The sequence below is a fragment of the Candidatus Erwinia haradaeae genome (assembly GCF_900698935.1).
Taxonomy (GTDB): Bacteria; Pseudomonadota; Gammaproteobacteria; order Enterobacterales; family Enterobacteriaceae; genus Erwinia_E; species Erwinia_E haradaeae_D.
In genome coordinates this window covers 886,702-906,348 of sequence record NZ_LR217715.1, presented here as the reverse complement: position 1 = coordinate 906,348, position 19,647 = coordinate 886,702, and the positions used below count along the sequence as shown (strand labels likewise).

Below are 19,647 nucleotides of genomic sequence, written 5' to 3'. Positions count from 1 at the left end.
TTCGACATCCCTTTTGCCGTTTTCAGGTAGGTGTGTTGTACTACATAATTATATAAATCGTAATTAGCATACTCGTTCTCTTGTGTATAGATTGTAATAGGGTGATATGTAAACTCTCATATTAAGAGGAGCCGATATGTATGTGACAATGCAGACATGATTAGGTATGCTATCTTAGCTGATCAGACAACCATAATTTTATATTCGATAATGCCATGGGCAAAGCTGTAAAATTAATACCGCCTACGTGTGCTAGAGACGGGGAGCCACCACCTTTTCCACTAACTTGGTGTGCAAGATATTGCACCAGGTCAGTTGCTTTAATACGGTTAGTGAGATCTGTAGAAACGCTAATAATAAGTGATACTCTACTATTTGCAATAGTGCCTAAGACAATAATAGCAGAGTTACAATGATTTTTGAGATGATCAATCATGATATGTAGTACTTTTGGCTCTATATTTTTTACATTTTTTACTAATAATGTCACGCCTTTTATCGTTATGGCTTGCGGGATTAATAATCTACTTTCGTGTATAGCTTGTTGATTATGCAGTTTTTTGATGTTCTTTTCTAAAGTATCAGTATGTTGAATTAGAGTGGTTATTTTTTTCTGTATCTGAGATGGATTAGTTTTTACTAGTTGGCATATCTCTGAGAGTTTTTTCTTTTGGTTATATATGTGAAGTAATGCTTCTTCTCCTGTTATCGCTTCAATTCTGCGTACCCCCGCTGCAGTGCCTGATTCAGAGAGGATACAAAATAGACCAATATTACCAGTGCGCTCAACATGTGTTCCTCCGCATAATTCTATGGAAAAATCCCCCATTTCCAGGACTCTTACATATTGACCGTATGTTTCACTAAATAAAGCCATAGCACCACGAGATATAGCTTCTTCTAACTCCATTGTATCTGTTTTAATGAGTAAATTGCGACGAATTTGTTGATTAACAATCATTTCCACTTGATGAATTTCTTTTTGTGTAATGGCTTTATCATGCGAGAAATCAAAGCGCAAAATTTTTTCATTTATCAACGACCCTTTCTGCTGTACATGTTGCCCTAAAAGTAGTCGTAAAGCAGCTTGTAGTAGATGTGTCGCTGAATGATTAATACAAATACATTTTCGTCGTTCTTCGCAGACCCGTGCTACTATCTCCTCTCCTACATGTAGGGTGCCGTTAGTTAACAGACCATGATGACCAATGGCTTGACTATATCTTTTTGTATCGCTAACAATAAAATTAGCATTATGGCAACTTTCTAATGTGCCATTATCCCCAATTTGTCCACCCCCTTCGGGGTAGAAAGGGGTAGTTCCGAGTACAATGACTCCATTTTGACCTGTATGGATAGTGTCAACATTTTTTCCGTTTATTATTATAAGAATAATGACTGCGCGTAGCATTAAGAACTGATATCCTTGAAATTCAGAAGTTTCAGTGAGATAAAATCTTTCGATAAACTCAGTGTGAAAAGTATTTGCATTACGTGCTTTCTGACGTTGTATCTGCATTGCGTGCATAAATCCGGATTTGTCAATTTTTAGATTACGTTGATAGCATATATCTTCAGCTAACTCCATCGGAAATCCAAAGGTGTCATATAGACGGAATAAGACCTCACCAGGCATGGTATCGTCTGATAGTTGATTGAGTTCTCCTTCTAAAATACTCAGTCCTCTTTCTAAGATTTTTATGCACTGTTCTTCTTCTGTTTTGAGAGTAAGCTCTACTTTGTTTTGTTGACGCTGAATCTCATGACTAACTGCACCCATAATCTGAATTAATGGACCCACTAGCTTAAAAAGAAATCCTTGTCTTACGCCTAAATTATAGGCATGACGTACTGCTCTTCGAATTAAACGACGTAAGACATAGGAGCGGTTTTCGTTGGACGGAAGTACACCATCTGCAATAAGGAACGCACAAGACCGGATATGATCAGCAATAACGTGTAAGGATATGTTTTTAAAGTCAGTGATACCGACCACCTGAGCTACCGATTGAATTAGTTGTGTAAAGATGTCAATGTTATAGTTAGAGTGAACATTTTGTAAAACTGCTGTAATACGTTCTAGTCCCATGCCGGTGTCTACAGAAGGTTCTGGAAGAAGGAGCAGATTTCCATTAGATTGACGATTAAATTGCATAAATACCAGATTCCATATTTCAACATAACGGTCGCCATCGGCTGACAGGCTGCCTGGCGGACCACCTGCAATATGTTCGCCATGATCAAAGAAGATTTCAGAACATGGGCCGCATGGACCTGTTTCACTCATTTGCCAAAAATTATCTGATGCATAAGGGCCACCTTTATTATCCCCGATCCGAATAATACGTATGGACGGTATACCGATGTCTTTTTCCCAAATATCAAAACTTTCATGGTCCGTTGAATATACGGTGACCAACAATCGCTCTTGTGGTAAATTAAACCATTGTGGACTTGTCAATAATTCCCAAGCAAATGTGATCGCTTCTTTTTTAAAATAATCACCAAAGCTAAAGTTTCCAAGCATCTCAAAAAATGTATGATGACGCGCAGTATACCCAACTTTTTCTAGGTCATTATGTTTGCCTCCAGCTCTAACACAACGTTGCGCACTAGTTGCGCGACTATATTTTCTTTTTTCCTGGCCAAGGAAAATATTTTTAAATTGATTCATGCCTGCATTAGTGAACAATATTGTTGTATCATTTGTTGGGACCAGAGAGCTGCTCGCTATGACTTCATGTCCCTTGCTTTTAAAAAAATCAAGAAATGCTTGACGAATTTCTATAGTGCTTTTATGCATGAGATATCCTGCGGTATCTTTAGGTATGATACGTGATTTTTTATATGGCAAAACCATCATAATGAGTAAGGTGATTTTCCATAAAATACACACTTAATTATTTAGAAAATTTAATAATTTTAAACGATGAAAGTTATTGCATCTAACAACATCATAGTAGTTATGAACTATAGTTCATGGAATATATGTAAAAGATGCATGCTGTATTTTATAAATTTAATAGTAGGTACTTTCAGTACCAAAAACCTGTTGATTATTGCTGGAACAGATAAGATGTCGTGTGACATATCACCTATATATGTAAACAGTTAACTAGTTCATAGATTTATTATGTGGTGGAAGTATAGTTATTGTGAGTATGGCTATGAGTATTTTCTTTCTTTTTTGTCTGATTTATGATCATATCATACTTTATAAGTTGTAGTGTGAATTGCCTATGTGGGCTGAGAAAATATAGTAGATATCACTATTGCATCATATGGGTGGTCAATGACTAATATTGTATATACAACACTAGAATTACAGCGATGATGTGAATCCTGAGTATTAAACATGAAATATATGTGATGTTGTCGAATACATACTATGTGTTCATTGTGAATTTAACAGAGATAATGGCACGATGCTATAAATGATTTTATCATCTCAGTAATATTAGAGAGGCAAGTAAAGAAACAGCATTCTGTATTTTTTTAGAAGTAGAACAATAGCATAATTCGTCAAACAGAGACGATACGATTTGGGGCATTATAATTAATATAAGATACCACATCTCCGCCGTATGCATGTCAGCATCATATGAATATCTATGCTTATATCGACGTGAATTATCTATATATAGATAGCATTTTGCATGCGTGAACAAGTTATTCTTAGTAGTTTTTGTCAGTAGTAGTGACCATGCAAGGAAAGTACTACATAAATACATAAATGCTATCTATCACTAATCTAGAAAGAGATAAGGGTGTCGTAAACTATTACGTATATTTGACAACGAGAATACGTTTTTGTTCGATCTATATCGTGATTGTCGGATGTCGTCAATGATTCACAGTTTTTAAATCATAAGAGATCAGATAGACTATTAGTCTATCTTTAACAAATAAATACTATTCAGCGCTTCATTTTGATAGTGTACTTTATAACCCTTTATGACAAGGCACTTATATAGTTGTATCTTTTAATATATTGATATTATCAGCATACGAATTCCAAAAAGATATAACGCTATGCAACATTGATTTGATAATAGATTGGTGTACGTTATTATATTCCAAACCACTACACATGCATTTATAATAACACTTTAAGCGTCATATATAAATCTTTTCACTTATCAGTGGCTTGGAGTGTAGACGAGTGTATCGAGAGATTATGATTTTCAGCTAAGCTCAGGACCACTGTTATTAACAGTGGAGACCAAAGAATTTTATTTAAGTGTATTGTATACTAATTTTTATAAAAATTTTTAATGTATGTTGGTGTAAATATCGCTTATTACATATACTTTAGTGATCGCTGATTACTAATGCAGCGAAATATTTTTCGGGTTAAAGATGAGCATTATTATAATTAGTACTTAAAGAATGTGGCATAATACATCTGCTTATAAGCAGATGTATTATTTATTATAATTATCTATAGATCTAGAACATTAGAAGAATGTTTATGTCAAACTTATCTTATCTGCAAGAAGTGTTACGTCGACGCACTTTTGCTATTATTTCGCATCCAGATGCAGGTAAAACTACTATAACTGAGAAGCTATTATTATTCGGGAAAGTATTGCAAGTGGCTTCAAGGTCTAAGGGTACGCGCTCTAGCCAATATCGTAAATCTGATTGGATGGAAATTGAGAAAAATCGTGGGATCTCTATTACTACATCTGTAATGCAGTTTCCTTATTGTGGAAAGTTGCTTAATTTACTTGATACTCCTGGGCACGAAGATTTCTCCGAAGACACGTATCGTACCTTAACGGCTGTAGATTGTTGTTTGATGTTGATTGATTCCGCCAAAGGTGTCGAAGATAGAACCAAACAGTTAATGGATGTCACTCGGTTACGTAAGACACCAATTCTAACATTTATGAACAAAGTAGATCGTAACATCCGCGATCCTATAGATATATTGGATGAAGTAGAAAGCAAGCTTAAAATAACCTGTGTGCCAATTACTTGGCCTATTGGATGTGGTAAATCATTTAAGGGTGTTTATCATCTATATAAAGACATAGTATACCTTTATCAATCTGGTAAAGGTCATATCATTCAAAAAATGCATACAATTCAAGGGTTATCTAACCATGAGCTTGATCTTACTATTGGCGATGATTATGCGTATCAGTTACGAGATGATTTAGCATTAATTCATGGTGCTTCACATACATTTAATCGTAACGAATTTCTTAATGGTGAGGCAACTCCTGTATTTTTTGGTACTGCATTAGGTAATTTTGGTATTGATCATGTTCTTGAAGGGATAATAGAATGGGCGCCATCGCCAATGTCACGAGGCTCTGATGTACGCATTGTAACTGCCACTGATGAACAGTTTAGTGGTTTTATTTTTAAAATTCAAGCAAACATGGATCCGAGACATCGCGATCGAGTAGCCTTTATGCGTGTAGTATCTGGAAAATATAAGCCAGGTATGAAGATGCATCAGGTAAGGACTAACAAGGATATGCTGATTACTTATGCTTTAACATTTATGGCAGGTGATCGTTCACATATCGCCGAAGCGTATCCAGGCGATATCATTGGACTACACAATCACGGCACTATTCAGATTGGTGATACCTTTACACAAGGAGAGAAAATACGGTTTATTGGTATTCCTAATTTTGCACCAGAATTATTTCGCCGTATTCGACTTCGAGATCCATTAAAGCAAAAACAACTGCTCAAGGGCTTAGTCCAGTTATCCGAAGAGGGTGCTGTGCAAATATTTCGCCCACTATCTAATAATGATTTAATTGTAGGGGCAATAGGTCTTTTGCAATTTGATGTGGTAGCTTCACGCCTACATAGTGAATATCATGTGAATGCAGTGTATGAAGATGTTAATGTTGTAACAGCGCGGTGGGTAGTATGCAATGACATTAAAAAACTTGCGCAATTCCAACGTTATAATGAGTTAAATTTAGCTTTGGATGGTGGGAAAAATCTCACTTATCTAGCGACCACAATGGTTAAAATGGGTATCGCTCAGGAGCGATACCCGGAAATTTTATTTTTAAAAACTAGAGAACATTAGATAGATGCACTATTATGTATACTTATGCAAGATGACGTCATCTTGCATGTATATGATGCTCCAAAATATTTTTTGTGCTTGTTAGTAAGCAAGTTTGATCACCACCTACAGATTTATATGATATTTTAGCATAAATTATTAAACTAAGAGGATGACATGAATTGCGAGGGAGGACGTAATATCACTATCAAGGTGTATATACCTCTCTCTACGTAATATAGTAATAATACAGAAGTAACTTGGGCTTTGGAGTTTAAAAACTCAAAATAAAGAACCAATCACGATCTTTATAATAATTTTGAGAAGATATACATAAGTATATCATGTTGTTAGCATGAGTTTAATACAAGCATTGATTCTTGAAATTATCTAGTATAAAATTTTTTAGTGGTACATGTTATTTCATTGTATCATCTGCATAATTAATACGATGACTAATATCAGGCAGCTTCCTGTGAAGAGGTTTGCTAGATGATTTTATTTATGAAAGTGTCGTAAGAGGACATCAGATATGAATAAATAAGTCTGTGAAAATCTTGCAAGGGCAGCTATACATTCGCGGAATGCTGTTGCAGAACGATCGTGTAGTTTTTTACAAGGAAGTGCAGATATGTATTATAATCATGCGATTTATTGATGACTAAGTTACACTTCATATGTACTCGCACAGCAGGTGCTTTGTTTCGTTTCAAGCAACATCGATATAGGTTGATAGAAAGCAATATTAAGATATGTTTATGTGAGTAGTGTGAATATTTTTGAATCATGATTGTGTAGATTTTTTCATAATATGTTGTAGTGTTTATGCGCGACTCTCATTTCTACACATGATGTGTATATATTTGGATAGTGATATGGTAGTGTGTGTAGGTTATGATTGTCTCTGAATCTTAAGAATGCTCAACGATACTTGCTGTATTTAATTATCTTGGTATGAGAGTAATAGATACAAGTGATTAAGAAATAGCTTATTGCTACGTGTTATGTGAGTGGTAGAGCGCCTATATCTATAGCAATATTATACTGAAGATAGAAAAATTATAGATATAATAGGGTGCGGTTTTGAGTAAAGGCTTTTAAGGTTTTTCCAAGCATTCAGAGTGATGTTTATCTGATTATAGATTGCTTAAATCATTCATAGTTGGATGTTATGTAGTAATCATATCGTGTAGATGAGATAAGAGAGGATAGGTTTTGGTATCGTGCGGTTTTTTCTACGGTCTATAACACAGTATGCACCATATTAAGCATTTTCGTGCGGTATTACCTTTTTAGAAAAGAATCAACACTGGTAATTCATCGATGTTTCTTATATTTTACATATAAAATTCTACTTTATGAATCAGTCACCGCACTTAATGATTGCGTCTTTTTTCGATCTCATCTATTTTGATGTATTTGTTAACAATGTGATTCACAAAATAAACTAAATTAACTATATTTCACTCTAAATAAGCTATATCACTTATAGATATATTACATGGTATTTGAATTCCATCCATAAGTTAAAAGTTATCGACTGATATGACGGTTATTAATGAAGATTTTTGTTAAATAGTAGATTGTATTTTATCAGTATTAGTAGACCAAGCCCTCTTTTCTAAAAAAAGATGAGAATCTACAAGAAACAAAAAGGAAGAACTATTGTCGGTGGTTTATATTATATGTGCGCTCTCACTTATTTTACATTCTTAATTCCCTTGTATTCTCGACGTTGAAGAAGATCTTTAGGTTTTGCTACAATAGGGCGGTATATCTCAATGCGATCACCGTGATACACGGTGTCATCTAGGGTGACGAATGTACCAAAAATGCCAACTTTATTCTTTATAAGGTTGAGCTCTGGGCGAAGATAGAGAATATCAGAAGTAATAATAGCTTGTTTTACAGTGCTGCCTGTGGCAAGTTCAACATGAATAAGATATTGTTTGTATGGGAGGGCATATACTACATCTACTAACATATTATTCAGTATAAACCTCTCTTGCACGTTTGTTAAATTCTTTTAGTAAACTAACATTTAGTTTATTTAGCTGTGTTTTAAGTGCTACCTCCATGAATATATTGCTAAATTCTACACTTAAATGCAGTTGTACCTGACATATTTCTTTTTTTTTCGTGATAAAGCGCCACATACCACTTAGTTGTCTAAAGGGCCCTTCAAGTAAGTGTATGTTAATACTATGGTTATGAACTAGGGTGTTACGGGTGACAAATGTTTGATGTATAATTCCTGCTATAACAATCTCCAGGGAAGCAGTCATATAAAAATAGTTTGCATCAAGCACTTGACTAGCAATGCATCCAGATAAGAATTGCGGATAGCTATTAATGTCATTTACTAAGCGATACATTTTTTCAGTACTAAATGGTACTAGTATCGCATGACTAATGTGATACATATTGATTCCAGTGATCTTTAATAACCATTTTGACTAACCTAGAGCGAGTGTTTGTAGTTATATTATAGGATATTGAGAATTTTTATATTCTCTATATTAAGCCTAACTCTCATGCTGGTATGAGGTTAATTGTGTACATACTAATACCTATAGATTGGGTTTTTGTATAAGTGGTGTGTTTCAGGAACTAGCATGGAAAATTATAATATATAATATGTGCTCAAGCAACTCTGTCTATGATGAATTACTTACTGTGTAATAAGTGGGATGCTCTTTTCTGTGTTTTACTGTACCGAGATGATACAAATGTATGAATTAAGATAATCTTTGGATGCTCAATTGGAATCATGCTATAGTCTTTTAGTATTGATTTTATCAATACATCATTAGATGACATAGAGTATGGAGAAAATGGTGGTCGATAATATTTTCTACTTTCTTATGTTTTTTTAAACGTAAGGCATGGTGCTTTTGAGCATAGAGTATTTTCATGTATTGAAGTTGTTGCGTCTTTCAGCGTTACAGGTTTATACAAATACTGTCAGGAGTTTTTATAGGCATATCGTTTAGTGTTGAAATTTAGTATACTGATAACCAGTATACGAAATTCTTGTCAATTTAATTGCATGATCATATAGAGTCTTTCGAAAGGTTTTTCTGGAGTCATAAATTATTGGATACGTCTTGAAAATAGCTGATGAAATTTTGATTTTAAGTGTAATAGTGGTGCTTGCGACATGATTAAAAAAGTCAATAATTCTGTATCTACTATCATTACAACTAATAAATATGCTTACTACTCATACTTTATAGAGAAAGAGTTTAATGCTGGATTATTGCTGCAAGGATGGGAGGTTAAGTCTCTTCGTGCCGGTCAAGTGAATATTAGTGATAGTTATATCATTTTACGTAATAATGAAGCTTTTTTGTTTGGTTCAAAATTTCAGGCGCTGAGGGTTGCATCATCATGTGTGGCATGTGAGACTGCCCGTAGTCGTAAATTACTTTTAAAAAAAAATGAAATCAATGAACTATGCAGTACAGTGCATCAGCATGGATATAGTGCTATTGCATTATCATTATTTTGGCAACGTGCTTGGGTAAAACTGAAAGTTGGTGTTGGCAAGGGCAAAAAACAATACGATAAACGCAGATCTATGAAAGATCAAGAATGGAAGTTAGCTCAAGCGCGCATCCTCAAGAACAAATAAATTATTTGCTGGTGTATTAGTGATTTATTAGGTATACTACCACATAGTATATGGGGCTGATTATGGATTCGACAGGATATGTAAAGCTTTAGGAGCATGCCGAGGGGCGGTTGGCCTCGTGAAAAGCCGCAAAAAATAGATGCAAACGACGAAAACTTTGCACCTGCTGCATTAGCAGCCTAATCAGTTTAATACACTGAAGGTGCCCTCTCTTCTTGGTTTTTTCTCTTAGAATGAGAGACTAGAGAGGTCAAATTTATAAGAGATCGCACATAAGCTATGCTTGGAGCTCAAGTGTTAAATTCAATCAAGCTAATTCTTTAGTAGCGTGTCCGTTCGCGCCTAAATTATGACTGAAATAACCGGACTAAGCATGTAGTGCTGACAGGCAGAGCAATTCTGGACGCGGGTTCAAATCCCGCCAGCTCCACCAATTGATTTTTTATGGAAATAAGATGGTGATGGTATGTAATGACTATTAGAGTCATATGTTTTTATATTGATAAAATCTTGCTCGCAACTGCGCTGTCTTATAAATATAGTCACAATACCTATATTATAGGTAGTATAGATTATTTAAGTATGCTGTAATCAATGTATATATCGGTATTAAGAATCGTATATAAGCAGAATTAGTGTGTTGAAAGATGTGCACTAGTATAGCAGTATGTATTCTTACAATATAGCCTTGGACTACACTAGCATCGTGATATTTCAATAGTATATTTCAATAGTAAATTGTGTATACTCTAGATATCTTCGCTGAACTATGCGCAGATCTCAATCACGCTTCACGTTTGCAGTCGCATAGCGCGACCATGCTTTTTACGGCATTTTGTGACCTCTGAAAGATTCTCGGTAAGGATTTGTTAATCTATAGGTGTTTATACTGTTTGAAGTGATTGCTATTTCGTTATATCATATTAATTTATATGAGTGCATCATGTAACTTTTTAAATTTTTTAAAATATATCGCAGAAATTATCACTAAAAATTATAACATTTTTCCATCAAAAAACAGAATCCTACTAATGCATCTTCAATATGACCACATGATTATGGATTGTTGGTAACAGTGAAAGATTCTAAAACTATGTCTGATGTATATTATAGCAGTGATGCACATGGTATCGAGCATCTAATGGATTTTTTGAATCGAGAGTTCATGTAGTATATTTTATATTAGGATGTTGCTGAGAGTCAGTAGTTATAATAGTCAGTATTAGAGTTATTGCATTGCCATTGATAGCAAGTATTAAAATTCAAAATTACAAAGTTATTATACAATAACACATTGTGATGAATATGTATTTTATAAAATACTGGGCGCTGTATTAGAATACCCACATACATTTAGCAGAAATATTTTTAGTATGCAATATAACTATTTATTCGATTTTGATATAATAAATACTGTATGTTACTAGAACGTATTTATTACATAATAAAAATTATATTGTATATGAGATGAATATCTTTATATCCTTAGATTTTGTTTTAATGGATAAAAATCACTCTATACATTTAACGGAGCACCATATTTATATATTATATACGCTACCTTAAAGTAGGATGAAGTTATGATGGTATTTTCTTATTTGTCTTAAACGAGAGATGGTAGGAATGAGTAATGCTATGGTGAGTATTAAAAAAATTTTTACTGTATATAAAGGATTTTTTACAGCATGCAAGTAGCCTTACAGCAACGAAAAATCTTAAAAACTATTTGTACAGATAGCACAGGATTACTGTCAAAAATTACTAATATATTTCATAATCATGAACTTAATATTTTAGAAAATACAGAATTTGTGGACCACGCTTCTTCTTTATTTTTTATGCGCACTGATCTGGAGGGTGTATTTGATGAGAATTGCTTTCTTAAGGACCTCGATGTTGTTTTACCAGAAAACTCTAGGTGCGAATTACATTTTGTAGGACGGCATAAGATTGTGATATTAGTGAGTCAGGAAGCCCACTGTCTTGGCGATTTGTTAATAAAAAGTGCTTATGGTGAATTAGATGTTGATATTGCAGCAGTAATTGGCAATCACGAGAAGCTACGTAGCTTAGCAGAGCGTTTTGAAATACCATTTATTTTCTTGAGTCATCAAGGTGTTACACGATTAGATCAAGATCGTAATATTGCTGATAGCATAGATTTGTATCAACCTGATTATATAGTTTTAGCAAAATATATGCGCATTTTAACTCCCGAGTTTGTATATCGCTACCAGAATAAAATTATCAATATTCATCACTCGTTGTTGCCCGCATTTATTGGTGCGCAACCGTATCATCAGGCGTACGAGAGAGGTGTTAAAATTATTGGTGCTACTGCGCATTACGTTAGTCATAAGTTAGATGCGGGGCCTATTATTATGCAGGATGTTATTCATATTGATCATAGCTATACGGTAGCAGATATGATAAGAGCGGGTCGTCATGTAGAGAAGAATGTACTTAGTCGTGCTTTGCACCAAGTTTTAACACAGCGTATATTTATACATGGTAATCGTACAATTTTACTATAATTCTTTTATATTGATATAGCGCTACTTACGAAATATGATAAAATCGGATTTTTTTATAATATTTACGATTTTATGAGACAGATCATCTGCTGATAATCTGCTTGCAGAGGTGTAGTAGAGAGCAGTTGATGGACTCAGACTTAGTAACTACTTATAATGGAGGGTCATAATATAAAACGCCTCTTACAATTAGAGGTGTTAGCAAATGATCTCAAACTATAAATATATTTACATGCTAAATCTTGACTTAAAGCATAAGTTTTATATATAATTAAAATAATGAACATTATTATAATAGGGTGATTAGCTCAGTTGGAAGAGCACCTCCTTTACACGGAGGGGGTCGGCGGTTCGAGCCCGTCATTACCCACCATATTGGGTCGTTAGCTCAGTTGGTAGAGCAGTTGACTTTTAATCAATTGGTCGCAGGTTCGAATCCTGCACGACCCATCAATTATTTTTTTAAAAAATATACGTCTACGAAAGTATAAAATATCGCAATTATAGTACGTATAAATATGTGCTATATGTAGCGAGATAGACAGGTAGTCTTAATTTTTGATGTGCATATGTTTTTGCATAGGACTGTTACTAGTTATCGTTATGGATTGGTAAATTTTTAACTTCTCGAAGTTGATATACGCAGTGCCCGTGTATCTCTCAGAAGAGACGTACATAAAATAATCCATGCTTTGTGTTCACAGAGTAGGCGCTACTATAGGATGTACAGAGTGCTAGCATTATTACTTTTAAGTATTGTGCTTTCATATGCAAGAAATAGTATTGATTTTTATCAAACAGATTATATTTTCATATTGATACCCTAAGGTATAAAATTCATTTTTGTATGTTTGCAGTGTCATTGGTATAGGATAAAGCTATTCTATGAGGAATAGAGAAAATTAAGTTCTATTGTTAAAAATTCTACTTACTGCTAAAACTAAAAGTTTAGTACCTGTAGTAGCTATAGATTGTAAGGTTGCTAGTACAACTACAATGATTATTGGATAATAGAACATTTAGTTTCTATACAAAAACTATTATGCCTCGTAGTTACTAGGTGCAATATCTCATAATCTATTCTTGCTATAATAAAATTTACATCAATATTATATGGCTATCTATTATAGAATGGTTCTATTGTTATATCCTATGTATGAGCGTATACACTAAAAGTGTTCTATTTCCTTCCTTACTGACAGAAATTTAGTATGGCTATTGTGAAATATATACGCTTATTAAATGAATTAATCTGAGATTAACTCATGGTACTAACTAAATATGTAATGCACATTATGGACATGGATTCACAGACGGTGAAAGACATACATATTTTAAGTTGTTTAAAAATAAAGCAAGATGATATGAATAATGTCCTTACAGCAGGGATGAGTTATTAATTAATAGATGTTGTATTCTCACTCTTTCAAAATAAACACTAATAGTTAGTAGCGATGTGTTCTTCTGAGATTTTTTTTGATTATGATCTCTATTGCAATAAATATGATCAAATGTAATGATGCGTTTTTTATATTCTTGATACAGAAGTATGCTCATTAAGTTAAAATTGTTTCGTTTGTGTCATTTTTATAGAGTAGTGTCATGATTTTTTTTAAAAAATAATAGTGTTTTTTTAAAGTTTTCTTGAAATACATTATAATTTAATTGAGTTAGCGTATATTTTTTTGCATTATAGCTAAACTGATTATAGATACTGGGGATTGTCAATGTTTCTACTGTATTAGCACATTCAATATGTGAGAGAAATTTTGGTGGTACTAAGGTATCAGTGATAGGATCATAGACATCATGAGGAAAATCAATACTCATACCTATAAGATTTTCATGGTTTTTTATGGACACTTTTGGGTGTAGCCCTATTCCAGATATACCGTTACTGATCACTTCTGGTTGTCCATCAATAAGCGGGAAAATAATGGGAATCCCATAGTATAACGCTTCCAGACAAGATAATCCAAATGGTTCAGTGAGAGGGGTGCTCATGTAAATATCAATACGATTAAAAAAACTAGATGTTTCCTTCTGAAAACCGCTAAATATTACACGATCGCCTAATTTGAGTTTTTTTGTCAATATTTCTAGCTGTTTTTTATATCGTCCCTTTCCAGCAATCTCTATTGTGACGTGATGACCACGAAGAATTAATTCATGCACTGTTAGTAATGATACAGTAATTCCTTTTATGTCAACTAAGCGTGATGCAGTGCCTAGGCGTACAGGTTTATGAAGTGATTTTTGTATTTTGTTTATTCCTGGTGGAGTTTGAATACGATTTAGAACTACTAGATGGTGACACGGTAGATTAAAACGTAATTCCATCATTCGTTTTGATGCAAATGATGCTGCAATCACCCCATCTAGCATAGAAAAGAATCGAGTTACTTTCTTTTTTGTAGTAAAACGCCATGATGAGCCGTGATCATAATAGAGAAGTGTGGTTTTTTTTGGTTTTGCGGGCAGCTCTACCATAAAATTCCAGATAATTATAATATCAGATGATATGCGAGAGATTTTCCAGAATATCCAGTATTTTCGTAAAAATTTTGGACAACGTAGAGGTATGTGTGTAAATAATCTATTAGCGAACTGTATTCTATGATAATGACAAGGCATCTGATCTTGAATTTCAGTACCGATTTTATCGCTAAAACACATGATCACATGTTTATCATCAGAAGGGGTATGTATGTGTTGTAGAAAAAGACGCTCAACTCCACCCATCTTTTCTAAATTAATCACATGAAGCTGTTTCATATAAAAGGTTTCTCAAGAAAGGTTGAACTTTGTTAGCGGTAAGCGTTGCCATGTTTTTTTCTAATGAAAAAAGCGCTATTTGGTTTTTACCATACGTCCTAATTAGGGTAACGTTAGTAGGCCCATAGAGAGTAATATTAGGGCAGTTAAGCGCAGCAGCTAAATGGCTCAATCCTGTATCTACAGAAACGACTGCGCGTGCACCAGCTAGTATATATGCGATTTCTTCTAATGTTAGTTTAGGTAACACCTCCACATGACTAAAACCTTGTGCCAATCTTTGTGCACGTAAACGCTCATGATCATTACCCCACGGTAGTTTAACATACAGACCAGTATTTTGTATAAAGCTAATCAATTTTCTCCACTCGATCTCTGGCCATTCTTTATCCCATCGTGTAGTTGCATGTATGCAAACCGTATACTTACCAGTATTAAGGGGTAGATTTTTTCTAAAACGCTGTTCAATTGCATAATCGCCTGTGATTGTTGGTAAGTCATAATTTAGACTTTTTGCAAAAAGTATACGCGTGCGCTCTAAAGCATGTTTGGTTTTTGGGATAGAATAACGTTTATCATACCATAAACTTGCTAAGGGTTCTCTCGTACTATAAATATCAGCTCCGTGCTTTATACCTTTAGCTAAACGACTGATTAAAGTGGCGCTCTTGAGTAACCCCTGAGCGTCAATAATTGCATCATATGGATATAATTGAATGGAATTTTTAAATTTTATATATTCTTTTCGAACTAGACTACTAAACCAATTTTTACGCCAGCGACGTATGGCTACTGGAACAACTCGATTAACTGCTGGATGCCAGGAGGGAATTTCAATAAACTCTTCTTCTATTACCCATTCAACGCAAATGTTAGGAAAAGCCAATATAGCATCAGTAAGTGCAGGTAAAGAGTGTAGTATATCTCCCATCGAGGATGTTTTTACCATTAAAACTCGCATTTAATCCTCTATGGTATCGTGGAGTTTGTCTATCTCATTCATAACTCGGTCTGGGTTTATATTAATGAGGCTCTGGTGATAACCTATAGAAGTCCTAGTATTTCTCAGTGGAGGATATTTGTTAGTGTCACATATAATTCGAGCTTTTGTTGATAGAGGAGGGGTAAACTGTGGATTGCTTAGCCCATATAATCCAATCAGTGGACGATCGAGTGCAGCCGTTATATGCATGAGTCCAGAATCATTACTGATCACAGTATGACAGCAGGAAAGCATAACAACTGCTTCTTCGAGGTGAGTCTTCCCGGTAAGATTATGATAATATTGACGCATTTCACTAGGGATTTTAAGGAGAATTTTCTCCCCGGTATTTTTATCGTGTACGGAACCAAATACGAGAATTCGATAGCCTTTGTTAATTAAGGTTCTCGCTAGTGCGGCATAATGATAGTATGGCCATTGTTTAGAAAGACTCAGTGCTGTGCCAGGACAAAACCCGATCATAGGTCGTGATTGATTTAATAATCCAAAAGTACGCAAGGTCATGTGTTTTTCTTTCTCATGAACTTGAAGTTTTGGCATAAGCAGGGGATGCGGAAGATCGCTAGTATTATGAATGCATGATTTTTGACAACTTAACGCCACATAGCGTTGCACCATTAGTGGAAAGGCAGACTTCTTTAATATCCGTATATCATTTAAAAGTCCGTAACGCATCTCTCCTCTCCAGCCAGTACGATGTGGAATGGCCGCTAAGAAAGGAATAAGAGAAGATTTAAACGAGCCAGGCAGCACAAAGGCTTGGTCATAATTTTTTATGCGTAGTTTTTGACTTAAATACCAGCGTTCCATGAATTTTATTACTCCATGTCCTAGTGGCATCAATAATGCTGCATTAACCTCTGGCATACGTAAAAGTAATGGATGTGACCAAGCAGGGGCGAGAACATCAATAACGCTGTCAGGGTTTTGCATCTTCAGGGTACGATAGAGACTGTGTGACATCATCATGTCACCAATCCAAGAGGGTCCGATAATGAGAATCTTCATTTTAGAAATTAGCGCTGATTGATGTTTTATGGTTTAGCCATCCTATATACTCTATAATGCCTTCAGAAATCGTTTTAAATGGCTGATTATACCCCACAGATCGTAATTTCGTGAGGTTGGCTTGTGTAAATTCTTGATAAAATCCTTTCAAATGATGTGGAAAGGGCATATATTCTAGTGTGTTTTTTTTGTAATAGTGCAGCACAATAGTCGCAACTTCTTGGAATGAAGTGGCGTGACCGGATCCACAATTAAAAATACCTGAGACAGCATTGTTAAAACACCATAGGTTAACCGATGTTATATCTTTTATGTAAGTGAAATCGCGTTTAAATTTTTGACTTCCAATAAATAAATGCGGATTTTTGCCATTTTCCAGTTGTTGATGTAGGTGAAATATGACGCTAGCCATCTTTCCCTTATGATTTTCACGTGCTCCGTATACGTTAAAGTAACGTAAACCGCATATTGGTGACTGTGCGTGTGGTAATCTACAGCGGACATAGTGGTCAAAAAGCATCTTAGAGTATCCATATAGATTGAGCGGTTTTTCATACTGGTATTCTTCAATAAAGTTATCATTACGACGACCATATATTGCAGCAGAAGACGCATAGAAAAATGGAATTTTCTGTTTCAAGCACCAGGTGAGCAATTCTTTAGAGTATTGATAATTATTATCCATCATGTATTTACCATTCCATTGGGTGGTATCAGAACATGCGCCTTGATGAAATACGGCTGCTGTATTAGATAAATAATGTGTGTTTTCTAAAATCGATGTTCTAAAATCGATTTTATCTATATAATCGGCAATCTTGAGATCTGCAATATTAGAAAATTTAACTCCATTAGTTAGATTATCTACTACGATAATATCAGTATGACCTGCTTGGTTTAAAGAATGGATGATATTACTTCCAATAAAACCAGCTCCACCTGTAACAATAATCATTATTATTACCTAGAAAATTAACTTTATTATGAAAAGAAATTAACATGCTCACGGTTTGTATAATCTAATTTCACTATGCGAGTGCATATATATTACAGTATAGTGTCTTCTATGTTGTATTTTACATTTTAAAGTCATGCTAGAGTTGTAGATACATAGATTGTGGTATCTTAAATATAATTGTTAGTACGTACAACTGGGATGAAAACTATATATGTCTCGATAGTTTGCAATCCTATGATTATTGCATCAGCAGATAAATAGAGTTATCACCACGTTTAATATTCAGCGCTAATACTACGGGTTTATTTTCAAGGACTTTTCGTAGCTCACCTAAATGTGTAATGGGCTGTTGATTTACTCCAATAATAACATCATCTTTTTTTAGCCCAATTCGTGCTGCTGCTGAACCTGATTTAAGGTTTTCTACTTTAACGCCTTTAATACCATGAGCGTCATAATTCTTAAGATCTGCACCTTCAATGCCACTATAAATACTACCGGAATCTACTTTTTCTGTATTACTTTGTTGTAATGCTAGATGTATGTCCATGGGTTTTCCATCTCGGATTAATCCAAGCGTCATTTTCGTTCCTACGGGAAGAGAGCTAATCTGAGCGCGCAGAGCTGAGAAGCTAGCAATTAGTTTATTGTTGATTGATATAATTACATCTCCTGCATGAATTCCTGCTCGCGCTGCTGAAGACTGAGGCAATACCTGACTTACAAAAGCACCTCTTTGTACATTAACTTTTATTGCTTTAGCAAGCTCAGAATTTAGTTCAGTGCCAATAATCCCTAATTCCCCCCGTTTGACTTGACCATAAGAAATCATCTGATAACATAAATTTTTTACCATGTTGGAGGGAATAGCAAATCCAATACCAATATTTCCTCCATCTGGTGCTAAAATTGCAGTGTTAATTCCAATTAATTCTCCATGTAGGTTAACTAACGCTCCACCTGAATTTCCGCGATTTATTGCTGCATCAGTTTGTATGAAATTTTCATAGTTTTCGATATTGAGTCCACTACGTCCTAACGCAGAAATAATTCCTGAAGTAACAGTTTCACCAAGACCGTAAGGATTTCCAATAGCTACAGTATAATCACCAACGCGAAGATTTTCGGAGTCTGCTATTTTAATGGCTATTAAATTGTTAGCTTCTAATATCTGAATTAAAGCAATATCAGAACGGGGGTCTTTACCAATGATTTTAGCATCATATTTTCCTCCGTCACTTAGTTGTACTTGAATTTTAGTTGCATTATCTACCACATGATTATTCGTGACTACATAGCCTTTGATGGCATCAATAATTACACCTGAACCTAGAGCACGGAATTTTTGCTGTGGGTTTTCTATTCCATAATTATCATTAGATCCATTGCCTTGACATAATGGTGATCCCAGGAAGGGAGAGCCTTCTTGACACAATGGGGATTGGCTAAAAAATGGTGGAAATTGTGGAAATTGTTCTATTCTGTGCGGGACTAAGCCTTCAACATTAATACTCACTACTGATGGCATTACTGTTTCTAGCATAGGTGCTAGACTAGTAAGTTGCGATGAGCTCAAAGGACGATATGGTTCTTCAGAAGAAGCGAAGGACAAGGAAGGAAGTGCTAGGTTAAAACTTAAACTAAGTGCTAATGCGTTAAATAGTAAAATATTTCTTTTCATTAAGGTGCTTCTCT

General features: G+C 34.7%; 11 protein-coding genes, 2 tRNA genes and 1 other RNA gene. 6 read left to right on the top strand and 8 right to left on the bottom strand.

What is annotated here, in order from left to right; translation table 11 throughout:
* Positions 1–169 precede the first annotated feature (169 nt).
* Positions 170–2,803, bottom strand: a complete 2,634-nt coding sequence (gene alaS, locus ERCIKOCA2762_RS02890; RefSeq protein ID WP_157988668.1) for an alanine--tRNA ligase — start codon at positions 2,801–2,803, stop codon at positions 170–172.
* Between the two features lie 1,668 nt (positions 2,804–4,471).
* Between alaS and prfC the strand changes: the two genes are divergently transcribed.
* Positions 4,472–6,061, top strand: a complete 1,590-nt coding sequence (gene prfC, locus ERCIKOCA2762_RS02885) for a peptide chain release factor 3 (RefSeq protein ID WP_157988667.1) — start codon at positions 4,472–4,474, stop codon at positions 6,059–6,061.
* A 1,678-nt stretch (positions 6,062–7,739) separates the two neighbouring features.
* On the opposite strand, the gene ERCIKOCA2762_RS02880 is transcribed toward prfC, so the two are convergent.
* Positions 7,740–8,024, bottom strand: a complete 285-nt coding sequence (locus ERCIKOCA2762_RS02880; protein ID WP_415017154.1) for an RnfH family protein — start codon at positions 8,022–8,024, stop codon at positions 7,740–7,742.
* Between the two features lies 1 nt (position 8,025).
* A complete protein-coding gene (locus tag ERCIKOCA2762_RS02875; RefSeq protein ID WP_157988666.1) occupies positions 8,026–8,463 on the bottom strand; it encodes an SRPBCC family protein in 438 nt (145 codons plus the stop codon).
* Between the two features lie 737 nt (positions 8,464–9,200).
* Here ERCIKOCA2762_RS02875 and smpB point away from each other — a divergent pair.
* The 5 genes from smpB (at position 9,201) to ERCIKOCA2762_RS02850 (ending at position 12,658) form a co-directional block, all read left to right on the top strand.
* Positions 9,201–9,674, top strand: coding sequence for an SsrA-binding protein SmpB (smpB, locus tag ERCIKOCA2762_RS02870; RefSeq protein WP_157988665.1), 474 nt, complete (start codon positions 9,201–9,203; stop codon positions 9,672–9,674).
* A gap of 52 nt (positions 9,675–9,726) precedes the next feature.
* Positions 9,727–10,107, top strand: a transfer-messenger RNA (tmRNA) gene (gene ssrA, locus ERCIKOCA2762_RS02865).
* A gap of 1,252 nt (positions 10,108–11,359) precedes the next feature.
* Positions 11,360–12,208: a formyltetrahydrofolate deformylase gene (gene purU / locus ERCIKOCA2762_RS02860; protein WP_157988664.1), complete on the top strand. Its 849-nt coding sequence runs from the start codon at positions 11,360–11,362 to the stop codon at positions 12,206–12,208.
* 297 nt (positions 12,209–12,505) lie between these two features.
* A tRNA-Val gene (locus ERCIKOCA2762_RS02855) sits at positions 12,506–12,581 on the top strand.
* A 4-nt stretch (positions 12,582–12,585) separates the two neighbouring features.
* Positions 12,586–12,658: transfer RNA gene (locus ERCIKOCA2762_RS02850), tRNA-Lys, on the top strand.
* 1,137 nt (positions 12,659–13,795) lie between these two features.
* On the opposite strand, the gene ERCIKOCA2762_RS02845 is transcribed toward ERCIKOCA2762_RS02850, so the two are convergent.
* The 5 genes from ERCIKOCA2762_RS02845 to degP all read right to left on the bottom strand — a co-directional run bounded on the left by ERCIKOCA2762_RS02845 (position 13,796) and on the right by degP (position 19,633).
* Positions 13,796–14,983, bottom strand: a complete 1,188-nt coding sequence (locus tag ERCIKOCA2762_RS02845) for a glycosyltransferase (protein ID WP_157988663.1) — start codon at positions 14,981–14,983, stop codon at positions 13,796–13,798.
* Positions 14,961–15,944: a lipopolysaccharide heptosyltransferase RfaC gene (gene rfaC, locus ERCIKOCA2762_RS02840; RefSeq protein WP_157988662.1), complete on the bottom strand. Its 984-nt coding sequence runs from the start codon at positions 15,942–15,944 to the stop codon at positions 14,961–14,963. The genes ERCIKOCA2762_RS02845 and rfaC overlap by 23 nt, the downstream gene beginning before the upstream one ends.
* Entirely contained in the window at positions 15,945–16,994 is a 1,050-nt protein-coding gene (gene waaF, locus ERCIKOCA2762_RS02835; RefSeq protein ID WP_157988661.1) for a lipopolysaccharide heptosyltransferase II, read from the bottom strand.
* 1 nt (position 16,995) lies between these two features.
* Positions 16,996–17,949, bottom strand: coding sequence for an ADP-glyceromanno-heptose 6-epimerase (rfaD, locus tag ERCIKOCA2762_RS02830; protein WP_157988660.1), 954 nt, complete (start codon positions 17,947–17,949; stop codon positions 16,996–16,998).
* A 241-nt stretch (positions 17,950–18,190) separates the two neighbouring features.
* Positions 18,191–19,633 carry a serine endoprotease DegP gene (gene degP, locus ERCIKOCA2762_RS02825; RefSeq protein WP_157988659.1) on the bottom strand — a complete coding sequence of 481 codons (1,443 nt, stop codon included), beginning with the start codon at positions 19,631–19,633 and terminating at the stop codon, positions 18,191–18,193.
* Positions 19,634–19,647 lie beyond the last annotated feature (14 nt).